The organism is Methylobacterium sp. WL8, assembly GCF_008040045.1.
In the GTDB taxonomy this organism is placed as follows: Bacteria; Pseudomonadota; Alphaproteobacteria; order Rhizobiales; family Beijerinckiaceae; genus Methylobacterium; species Methylobacterium cerastii.
Genome location: NZ_VRVF01000029.1, coordinates 47294 through 56100 on the forward strand (window position 1 = coordinate 47294; position 8807 = coordinate 56100).

9 protein-coding genes and 1 pseudogene are annotated in these 8807 nt (G+C 71.6%); 5 read left to right on the forward strand and 5 right to left on the reverse strand.

Annotated elements, in window-relative coordinates; genetic code table 11:
* Positions 1-36: 36 nt before the first annotated feature.
* On the reverse strand, positions 37-567 hold the full coding sequence (locus FV234_RS12570; protein WP_187273667.1) for a PRC-barrel domain-containing protein: 531 nt from the start codon (positions 565-567) through the stop codon (positions 37-39).
* A 243-nt stretch (positions 568-810) separates the two neighbouring features.
* On the opposite strand from FV234_RS12570, the pseudogene lipA reads away from it, so the two are divergent.
* Positions 811-1770 (forward strand): annotated as a pseudogene (gene lipA / locus FV234_RS12575) (lipoyl synthase); the annotation flags it as partial.
* A gap of 136 nt (positions 1771-1906) precedes the next feature.
* The gene (locus FV234_RS12580; protein ID WP_147752042.1) at positions 1907-2365 is read left to right on the forward strand and encodes a type II toxin-antitoxin system RatA family toxin; all 459 of its coding nucleotides are present in this window, start codon (positions 1907-1909) and stop codon (positions 2363-2365) included.
* 82 nt (positions 2366-2447) lie between these two features.
* On the opposite strand, the gene FV234_RS12585 is transcribed toward FV234_RS12580, so the two are convergent.
* The 4 genes from FV234_RS12585 to FV234_RS12600 all read right to left on the reverse strand — a co-directional run bounded on the left by FV234_RS12585 (position 2448) and on the right by FV234_RS12600 (position 4829).
* Positions 2448-2933 (reverse strand): nicotinamide-nucleotide amidohydrolase family protein, encoded by a 486-nt coding sequence (locus FV234_RS12585; protein ID WP_147829610.1) that lies wholly within the window; start codon positions 2931-2933, stop codon positions 2448-2450.
* A 3-nt stretch (positions 2934-2936) separates the two neighbouring features.
* Entirely contained in the window at positions 2937-3122 is a 186-nt protein-coding gene (locus FV234_RS26655) for a type II toxin-antitoxin system RelE/ParE family toxin (RefSeq protein ID WP_238272281.1), read from the reverse strand.
* 108 nt (positions 3123-3230) lie between these two features.
* Positions 3231-3458, reverse strand: a complete 228-nt coding sequence (locus FV234_RS12595; RefSeq protein ID WP_147829612.1) for a hypothetical protein — start codon at positions 3456-3458, stop codon at positions 3231-3233.
* A 60-nt stretch (positions 3459-3518) separates the two neighbouring features.
* Complete coding sequence (locus FV234_RS12600) at positions 3519-4829, reverse strand: bifunctional 2-C-methyl-D-erythritol 4-phosphate cytidylyltransferase/2-C-methyl-D-erythritol 2,4-cyclodiphosphate synthase (RefSeq protein ID WP_147829614.1); 1311 nt, start codon at positions 4827-4829, stop codon at positions 3519-3521.
* Positions 4830-5004: 175 nt separating this feature from the next.
* Here FV234_RS12600 and dusB point away from each other — a divergent pair, with 175 nt between their 5' ends.
* The 3 genes from dusB (at position 5005) to ntrC (ending at position 8662) form a co-directional block, all read left to right on the forward strand.
* The gene (gene dusB / locus FV234_RS12605; RefSeq protein ID WP_147829616.1) at positions 5005-6009 is read left to right on the forward strand and encodes a tRNA dihydrouridine synthase DusB; all 1005 of its coding nucleotides are present in this window, start codon (positions 5005-5007) and stop codon (positions 6007-6009) included.
* Between the two features lie 80 nt (positions 6010-6089).
* Entirely contained in the window at positions 6090-7193 is a 1104-nt protein-coding gene (locus FV234_RS12610) for an ATP-binding protein (protein ID WP_147752054.1), read from the forward strand.
* A 5-nt stretch (positions 7194-7198) separates the two neighbouring features.
* Positions 7199-8662 (forward strand): nitrogen regulation protein NR(I), encoded by a 1464-nt coding sequence (ntrC, locus tag FV234_RS12615; protein WP_147752036.1) that lies wholly within the window; start codon positions 7199-7201, stop codon positions 8660-8662.
* Positions 8663-8807: the final 145 nt, after the last annotated feature.

Below are 8807 nucleotides of genomic sequence, written 5' to 3' on the forward strand. Positions count from 1 at the left end.
AAGCTCCGGAACCGACAGCAACCACCTGACGAGGCGTCAGTTTTGGGGCTTGTACTTGCTGTACTTGAAATCCGGCGCGGCCCCGAGCTGTTCCTTGCTCATGTCCAGCGTGGCGGCGTAGCGGTCGCCGCCCGGCGACAGGATCAGGGCGGCCGGCTGCACCGCGACGTAGCGCGTGCCGACGCCGAGGAAGCCGCCGATGTCGAGCACCACCGCCGTCAGAGTGCGCCCGTCCTCCATCACCAGGTCGACGACGGTGCCGAGCGCGTTGCCGGCATTGTCCGAGACCTTGATGCCGATCACGTCGGTGGTGAGGAAGCCGGCGGGCACGAGCTTGTTGCGGCCCTCGGCATCCGCCTTCGATCCGGCGCGCTTGATCCCGACGTCGGAAGGGCCGCCGCCCGCGCTAGTGCCCGGCCCGGTGCCCGGCACCACCAGCCCGTCGCTCTGCGCCGGCTTGTCCTCCGGGCCGGGGGCGGCGAGGGCGACAGAGGCGCCGAGCGCAAAGTGTGCGCCGAGCGCGAGCGACAGGGGCGCGGCGAGCGCGAGGCGCAGGATCCGGGTCAAGCGATCGTCCTTCGATGCGGGCCGCGTACGGCTGGAAACCGAGGGAACCGGATCGGTCCCGCCGGGTTCCGGCGGCCGGTTGCGGCCGATCGCGCGGGCCGGTCCGCCGTGACGAATCCGCAAGCCCTGTCTCGGGTTCGTGGGCGACCTGCGGTCGCGGCGGTTTGCGGCACGGGTCCGGACGCCTTAAGTCGAAGCTCTCCCTCGATGCCCGCGCCGCGGGTGCCTCGCACGCGGTGTGGCATGGCGACCGTCCTCGATCTGCTGAAGAACGATCCGCGGCCGCCGCTCGCGCCCCGCATCCGCCACCCGGAGAAGGCGCACCGGCCGGACCAGCCGGTGCATCTGCGCAAGCCGGACTGGATCCGCGTGAAGGCGCCGGGGTCCCCCGCCTGGGCCGAGACCCGCGCGATCGTGCGCGAGCACGGCCTCGTGACGGTCTGCGAGGAGGCCGGCTGCCCCAACATCGGCGAATGCTGGGAGAAGCGGCACGCCACCTTCATGATCATGGGCGACACCTGCACGCGGGCCTGCGCCTTCTGCAACGTGCGCACCGGCCTGCCGGGCGCCCTCGACGCCGACGAGCCGGAGAAGATCGGCGACTCGGTGGCCAAGCTCGGCCTGCACCACGTCGTCATCACCTCCGTCGACCGCGACGACCTCGCCGACGGCGGGGCCGAGCACTTCGCCCGCACCATCGCGGCGATCCGCCGGCTCAGCCCCGGCACCACGATCGAGATCCTGACGCCGGACTTCCTGCGCAAGGACGGCGCGCTGGAGACCGTGGTCGCGGCGCGGCCCGACGTGTTCAACCACAACCTCGAGACGGTGCCCGGCAACTACCTCACGGTCCGACCCGGCGCCCGCTACTTCCACTCGGTGCGCCTGCTCCAGCGGGTCAAGGAGCTCGACGCGTCGATCTTCACCAAGTCCGGCATCATGGTCGGCCTCGGCGAGGAGCGGAACGAGGTCGTGCAGCTGATGGACGACCTGCGCTCGGCCGACGTCGACTTCCTCACCATCGGCCAGTACCTGCAGCCGACCAAGAAGCACCACGAGGTGATCCGCTTCGTGCCACCCGACGAGTTCAAGGCCTTCGAGACCACCGCCTACGCCAAGGGCTTCCTGCTGGTCTCGGCGACGCCGCTGACCCGCTCGTCGCACCATGCCGGCGAGGATTTTTCGAAGCTGCGGGCCGCCCGCAACGCGCGGCTCGGCGTGCCGGCGGAGGCGGCTGCGGCGATGGTGCGGACCTCGTCCGAGGGAACCGCGCAGCGGGGCGGCGCGCTGATGCCCGCGGGAGCTCTCGCCTCCGCCCCCTTCACAGCCTGAGCCGTCGATGCCGTCCTTCCGGATCACCCGCTGGGTGCGTCACTCGCCCCAGCAGATGTACGACCTCGTCGCCGACGTGGAGCATTACCCCGAGTTCCTGCCGCTGTGCGAATCGCTGCGCGTGCTGCGGCGCCAGCCTGGAACCGGGGAGGGGACGGAGGTGCTCGTGGCTGAGATGGGCGTCGGCTACAAGGCGATCCGCGAGCGCTTCACCACCCGCGTCGGCCTCGCCCCCGCGGACCTCAAGATCACCGCCGAGTACATCGACGGCCCGTTCCGGCACCTCGAGAACCGCTGGGCGTTCAAGCCCGGCCGCGACGGCGGTTGCGACGTCGACTTCTTTATCACCTACGAATTTAAGAGCTTCGCCCTCGGCCTGCTGATGGGCACGATGTTCGACCGCGCCTTCCGCAAGTTCACCGACGCCTTCGAGAGCCGGGCGGACCGGGTCTACGGCACCGCCTGAGGGCGGTTCAGGCGGTTTGGGGCGCGTCGCTTCCGCGAGGGTTGGTCCAGCTCGTCTCGTCGCTGAACCGCGCGGCTCAGCTTCAGAGCGCCGATTCCAGTAGGTCCAGCGCGTCCAGCACCGCGCGGCGTCGGATTTCGGCGCGGCCGAGGTCGCCGTAGCGCCGCTCCAGGTGGTGTACGCCACCTCTTGTCGCCAGGCCGAAATGCACGAGGCCGACGGGCTTGGCCGCGCTTCCGCCGCCGGGCCCGGCGATCCCGGTGATCGCCACCGCCACGTCGGCCCGCGAGGCCGCGAGCGCGCCGTCCGCCATCGCGCGGGCGACGGCCTCGCTGACCGCCCCATGCGCCTCGATGAGTTCGGCGGGCACCCCGATCGCCTCGGATTTCGCCTCGTTCGAGTAGGTGACGAAGCCGCGCTCGACCACCGCCGACGAGCCGGGCACCGCGGTCAGCAGGCCGGCGACGAGGCCTCCGGTGCAGGATTCCGCCGTCGCGATTCGGGTGCCGGCCTTGGCGTAGGCCGCGACCAGAGCCGTGGCGCGGGCCAGGAGGGCGTCGTCGAACATCGCTCAGGTCTCCTCGCCGTCCGGCATCGAATCGGGATCGCGGGCGGCGTGGCGGATCGCGATGACGACGATGGTATCGCCCGAGACTTCATAGAAGACGACGTACGGATACGGGTTGGCTGCGATCCAGCGCAGCCCGGGCAGGCGCGTGCCGCGTTCAGACTCGGGATGAAGCAACAACAGGTCCAACGTGGCGCGCAGCCGTGCCTGGACCCGATCGGCGCCATGCGGCGAGCGCGCGGACGTAGCTTAGCGTATCGTCAAGTTCCGCGAGGGCCGCAGGCGTAAAGCGAAGCTTCACAAGCCGTGCTTCGCCCAGACCGCCCGCACCACGTCGTCGGTGGCGAACTCGCCGCGGGCGGACTGGGAGCGGGAGATCGCGAACGACGCTTCGTCCTCGGCGGTCAGGGCGGCCGGCCGTCGCGCCTCCTCGGCGATCCTCAGGACTATGCGGGCGATGTCGTCCTGCCGGTCGGGGGCCAAGCCCCGGGCCGCGGCGACCGCCTGTTCGAGAAGATCCGTCATTTCCGCATCCTGCACCGGATCATCGGGATGAGGAAGTCCGGCGGTGCCGGCCCGAGGCCGTCAGCCCTGGCGCATGGCCGTCTCGGCCTGGGCGTCGACGGGGTCGGCCTCCGCGTCCTCCGGCAGCCGCACCGTGGCGGCGGCCTGGGCGGCGAGGCCTTCCGCGCGGCCGACGAAGCCGAGCTTCTCCGTCGTCGTCGCCTTGATCGACACCGCGGTGAGCGGCACGGCGCAGATCTCGGCGATGCGCGCGCGGATCGCCTCGCGGTGGGCGCCGATGCGGGGGGCTTCCGCCAGCACCGTGATGTCGAGGTGGTCGATGCGGCCGCCGCGCGCACGGACCAGCGTGCAGGCGTGGGCGAGGAACCTGTCCGAGGACGCGCCGCGCCACTGCTCGTCGGAGGGCGGGAAATGCGTGCCGATGTCGCCGTCGGCGATGGCGCCGAGCAGGGCGTCGGTCAGCGCGTGCAGGGCGACGTCGCCGTCGGAATGGGCGAGCACGCCGCGGTCGGCCGGGATCTTCACGCCGCCGAGCCAGACGTGGTCGCCCTCGGTGAAGGCGTGCACGTCGAAGCCGGTGCCGAGGCGGGTCACGTAGGTGGTCATGGCAATGTCCTTGGCGGTCTCCGCGCCCGAGCCCGTGGCGGACGGGCCGGCGAAGGCCCGGTCGGCCTCGATCAGGTCGGCGGGTTGGGTGATCTTGCGGTTGCGCAGGTCGCCGGCGAACACCACGACGGCGTGCCCGGCCCATTCGGCCAGTGCCCCGTCGTCGGTGAAGGCGTGGAGGCCTTCCTCGGCCGCGGCCCGGTGCGCAGCGCGCAGCAGGCCGAAGGCGAAGGCCTGCGGCGTCTGCACCGCGCGCAGATTCTCGCGGGCCGGGGTCTCGCGCACGCGCCCGATGCCGTCCCGGTCCTCGACGAGCTTGATCGTGTCGGCGACCGCCACGCCCGGCACCGCAGCGCCGTGGTCGCGGCCGGCGGCGACCGCGCGCGCGATCAGCTCGGAATCGACGAAAGGCCGGGCCGCGTCGTGGACGAGGACGACGTCCGGGGCCCCGGCCGCGGCGAGCGCCTCGAGGCCGGCCCGGACCGAATCCTGCCGGGTCGCGCCGCCCTCGACCGGCGGCAGCAGCTTGTCGGCGACGGCGGGCGACAGCTCGGCGCGGCAGGTCTCGAAGAACGCCGCCGCGTCGGCCGCGATCACCACCTGGATGCGGCCGATGACGGGATCGCCCCCGAGGGCGTCGAGGGTGCGGGTGAGGACCGCCTGCCCGCCGACGCGGCGGTATTGCTTGGGCATCCCGCCGCCGATGCGGATGCCGCGACCGGCCGCCACGACGACGGCGGCGACGCTCGATCCAGGTTCGGACATGGCTGGGGTTCCGTCGTGCCGTGGCCGCGACCGCCTGCCATGCGGCCGGTCCGGGTCCTCAAAAATCTGCCTGTCGTTTAAGCGGGGGATGAAGCGAAATCAAATCGCGCGGTTCCCCGCCCGACCCCCGCCTTGGGGCTTGCATCGAACCGCTTTTGTCTATTTGTTGTGCAGAATGATGGCTGATCATTATTTGAGCGTCCTGCGAGGGGAGCGCTCGGTCGACCCAGTGGTGCTGCTGGCGCCGCTGTCGGGTGTCACCGACCTGCACATGCGCCGGATCGCTCAAGGCGCCGGCGCGAGCGCGGTGGTGTCGGAGATGGTCGCGGCCGCCGAGTTCGCCCGCGGGTCGGAGGAGGCGCGGCTTCGCGCGGAGGGCTCGGGCATCGCGCCCCACATCGTCCAGCTCGCCGGCTGCGCGCCCGAGCCGATGGCGGAGGCCGCGCGGATCGCCGAGGCGAACGGCGCGGACGTGATCGACGTCAACATGGGCTGCCCGGCCAAGGTCGTCACCGGCATCGCCTCCGGCTCGGCGCTGATGCGCGACCTCGACCACGCCGGCCGCCTGCTTGCGGCGGTCCGCGAGGCGGTGTCGATCCCGGTGACGGTCAAGATGCGTCTCGGCTGGGACCACCAGAGCCTGAACGCCGCGGACCTCGCCCGCCGGGCGCAGGCGCTGGGGCTGAACGCGGTGACCGTGCACGGCCGCACCCGCCAGCAATTCTACAAGGGCAACGCCGATTGGGCGGCGATTCGCGCGGTCGTGTCCGCGGTGTCGATCCCCGTCATCGCCAACGGCGACGTGACGGACCTGGCCACCGCCAGGGCGTGCCTGACGGCCTCGGGTGCCGCCGGCATCATGGTCGGCCGCGCGGCCGTCGGGCGGCCGTGGCTCGTCGGCGCCATCGCCGCGGGCCTGGCCGGGCGCCCGGTGCCGTCGCTCTCGCGGACGGAGCGGGCGGCGCTGGCGGCGTCGCACTACGCTGGGCTCATTGCGCTCTACGGCCCACACATGGGGGTGCGTCACGCCCGCAAGCACCTGGCGGCCTATGCCGAGGCCGCCGGCGGCCTCGGCGCATCCGAGCGCACGCGGCTCCTGACCACCACCGACCCGGAGGTGGCGGATCGGCTCCTGCGGGCCGCTTTCGAGGCCGCCCCGGCGATCGCGGAGGCCGCATGAGCGACGGGGAAAGTAGGGGCGAAGCCGTGCCGGTCGGCCATGAGGCTTCGAGCAAGGACCTTGCGGCGAGACCGCGCGGCATGCCGAGCGCGGAGGCCGTGATCAACGCCTTGCCGCTGCCGGTGCTGACCATCGGCGCGGACGATCGCATCATGCACTGCAACCACGCGGCCGAGGCGTTCTTCGACTACTCCGCCCGGCTGATGCAGCGGCGTCGGCTCCGCGACATCATCCCCTTCGCCTCGCCGATCATCGCGCTGGTGGCGGAGGTGCGCCGCCGAGGCTCCAGCGTCAGCGAGTACCGGGTCGAGCTGACCCAGCCGCGCTCGGGCGCCGAGCGCAGCGTCGACGTGTTCGCGACCTCGCTCGGGGACGACGCCGAGGCGGTGGTGCTGATGCTCCAGGAGCGCACCATCGCCGACAAGATGAACCGCCAGCTGACGCATCGCGGCGCGGCGCGCTCGATGGTGGCGCTCGGCGCGATGCTCGCACACGAGATCAAGAACCCGCTCGCCGGCATCCGCGGCGCGGCCCAGCTGCTCGAGCAGTCCGGGCCCGAGGAGGACCGGGTGCTGACCAGCCTGATCTGCGAGGAGACCGACCGGATCGTGCGGATCGTCGAGCGGATGGAGCTGTTCGGCGACGAGCGGCCGGTCGAGCGCGGCCCGGTCAACGTCCACGGGGTGCTCGACCAGGTGAAGCGCTCGGCGCAATCCGGCTTCGGGCGCCACATCCGCTTCGTCGAGACCTACGACCCGTCGCTGCCGCCGGTGCTCGGCAACCGCGACCAGCTGGTCCAGGTGATCCTGAACCTCGTGAAGAACGCGGCGGAAGCGATCGGCGCCGACGCGGTCGACGGCGAGATCACCCTGTCGACCGCCTTCCGCACCGGCCTGCGCCTCCAGGTCCCGGGCTCGCGCGAGCGCGTCAGCCTGCCGATCGAGGTGGCGGTGCGCGACAACGGCCCCGGCATCTCGCCAGACCTGCTGCCGGACCTGTTCGATCCGTTCGTGACGACGAAGGCGCAAGGCTCCGGCCTCGGACTTGCATTGGTCGCCAAGATCGTCGGCGACCATGGGGGCATCGTCGAGTGCGATCCCGCCCCCCGCCGCACCGCCTTCCGAATCCTGCTGCCCATGTCGAGCGCCCGCGACGGGCGCGAAGCGGTCGCGGAGCCCGAGTAAGAGTCATGCCCAACGGCCACATCATCGTCGCGGACGACGACGCCGCGATCCGCACCGTCCTGAACCAGGCGCTGTCGCGGGCCGGCTACGAAGTCCGGTCCACCGGCAACTGCGCGACCCTGTGGCGCTGGGTGGCGCAAGGGGAGGGCGACCTCGTCATCACCGACGTGGTCATGCCCGACGAGAACGTGTTCGACCTGCTGCCGCGCATCAAGCGGGTGCGGCCGGAGCTGCCGGTCATCGTCATGAGCGCGCAGAACACCTTCATGACCGCGATCCGCGCGTCCGAGCGCGGCGCCTACGAGTACCTGCCGAAACCCTTCGACCTGAAGGAGCTGATCGCCATCGTCGGCCGGGCGCTGTCGCGGCCCCGCGGTACGGCGGCGGCCGCCTCGGCCCCCGACAACGAGGACATCCCGCTCGTCGGGCGCTCGCCGGCGATGCAGGAGATCTACCGGGCGCTCGCCCGGCTGATGCCCACCGACCTCACCGTGATGATCACCGGCGAATCCGGCACCGGCAAGGAGCTGGTGGCGCGCGCGCTCCACGATTACGGCCGCCGCCGCACCGGGCCGTTCGTGCCGGTCAACATGGCCGCGATCCCCCGCGACCTGATCGAATCGGAGCTGTTCGGCCACGAGAAGGGCGCCTTCACCGGCGCGCTGCAGCGCTCCGCCGGCCGCTTCGAGCAGGCGGAGGGCGGCACGCTGTTCCTCGACGAGATCGGCGACATGCCGATGGAGGCGCAGACCCGGCTGCTGCGCGTGCTGCAGCAGGGCGAGTACACTACGGTCGGTGGCCGTGTGCCGATCAAGACCAACGTCCGCATCATCGCCGCGACCAACAAGGACCTGCGCATCTCGATCCAGCAGGGGATCTTTCGCGAGGACCTGTTCTTCCGGCTCAACGTGGTGCCGCTGCGGCTGCCGGCGCTGCGCGAGCGCTCCGAGGACGTGCCGGACCTCGTCCGCCACTTCTTCATCCAGGTCGAGCGCGAGGGCCTGACGCGAAAGATGCTCGACGGCGAGGCGATGGAGCGGCTGAAGCGCTACCGCTGGCCCGGCAACGTGCGCGAGCTCGAGAACCTCGTCCGACGCTTGGCCGCCCTCTACCCGCAGGAGACCATCACCGGCCCGGTCATCGAGGCGGAGCTCGATACGCTGCCGCTCAGCCCCCCGGCCTCGGCCGGCAACGGCACCGCCCGCAAGGCCGGCGCCGACAACGAGACCCTGTCCGGCGCGGTGGAGCGCCACCTGTCGGATTACTTCTCCAACTACCGGGACACCCTGCCGCCGCCCGGCCTCTACCACCGCATCCTGCGCGAGATCGAAGGCCCGCTGATCGGCGCGGCGTTGGCCGCCACCCGGGGCAACCAGATCCGTGCGGCGGAGCTGCTCGGCGTCAACCGCAACACCCTGCGCAAGAAGGTGCGGGACCTCGACCTTCAGGTGTTCCGCACCGCGCGTTGAGATCAGCGCGGCTGCGTCAGACCCCGTTTCATAATGGGGTGAGCGGCAGGTGTCGCGGGCGTTGGGAGAGTGTCTGACGCTCACCCTGGATCGCCGATGTGGACCCCTACCGCTCGCACCGAGCTTGCGCGCGAAAGCCGCCCCT

Excerpts from the sequence above, each read along its gene's own strand:
- FV234_RS12595 (WP_147829612.1), bottom strand. The coding sequence starts at position 3,458 with ATGACGGATCTTCTCGAACAGGCGGTCGCCGCGGCCCGGGGCTTGGCC.
- FV234_RS12600 (WP_147829614.1), bottom strand. The coding sequence starts at position 4,829 with ATGTCCGAACCTGGATCGAGCGTCGCCGCCGTCGTCGTGGCGGCCGGT.
- ntrC (WP_147752036.1), top strand. The coding sequence starts at position 7,199 with ATGCCCAACGGCCACATCATCGTCGCGGACGACGACGCCGCGATCCGC.
- FV234_RS12585 (WP_147829610.1), bottom strand. The coding sequence starts at position 2,933 with ATGTTCGACGACGCCCTCCTGGCCCGCGCCACGGCTCTGGTCGCGGCC.
- dusB (WP_147829616.1), top strand. The coding sequence starts at position 5,005 with ATGATGGCTGATCATTATTTGAGCGTCCTGCGAGGGGAGCGCTCGGTC.
- FV234_RS12610 (WP_147752054.1), top strand. The coding sequence starts at position 6,090 with ATGCCGAGCGCGGAGGCCGTGATCAACGCCTTGCCGCTGCCGGTGCTG.
- FV234_RS12580 (WP_147752042.1), top strand. The coding sequence starts at position 1,907 with ATGCCGTCCTTCCGGATCACCCGCTGGGTGCGTCACTCGCCCCAGCAG.